The following is a 522-nucleotide window of genomic DNA, read 5'->3' on the forward strand; positions in this document are numbered from 1 at the left end:
ACCGGCGATGCAAGCGGTCATTAAAACCGGCCTCAAACGCCTTTTAGCGCCCAATAAAACGCATTCTTCTACACTTTTTCCTTGCACTAAAAGCTCTTTAAAATAACCTATCATCACCACGCCGTTTAAAACCGCAATCCCAAAAAGAGCGATAAAGCCCACGCTCGCTGGCACGGAAATATACTCCCCTACCACAAACAACGCAATAAGGCCTCCGGTAACCGCAAAAGGGATATTCAAAAGAATGAGCAAGGCTAAAGGAATGCTTTTAAAAGTGAAAAAAAGAATGAAAAAAATCGCTAAGATGCTTAAAGGGATAACGGTGGAAAGCCTTTTGTTGGCCCGTTGCTGGTTTTCAAACTGCCCCCCATAAGTGATATAGTAGCTAAGAGGGAGTTTGATGTTTTGAGCGATCACTTTTTTAGCCTCTTCTACAAAAGAGTTCAAATCGCGCCCCACCACATTGCTGCGAACCACGCTCATGCGCCTTGAATTTTCACGCATAATAGAAACAGGGCCATC

The 522-nt window shown here is 44.1% G+C and carries 1 protein-coding gene; it reads right to left on the reverse strand.

Going from position 1 to position 522, the window contains the following annotated elements; translation table 11 throughout:
* Positions 1-507, reverse strand: a 507-nt coding sequence (locus IE313_RS36760; protein ID WP_268256821.1) for an efflux RND transporter permease subunit, incomplete at its 3' end; no start/stop codon positions are given.
* Between the last annotated feature and the right edge of the window lie 15 nt (positions 508-522).

Origin of the sequence: Streptomyces sulfonofaciens, assembly GCF_014656295.1 — a bacterium.
Classification (GTDB): domain Bacteria; phylum Actinomycetota; class Actinomycetes; order Streptomycetales; family Streptomycetaceae; genus Streptomyces; species Streptomyces sulfonofaciens.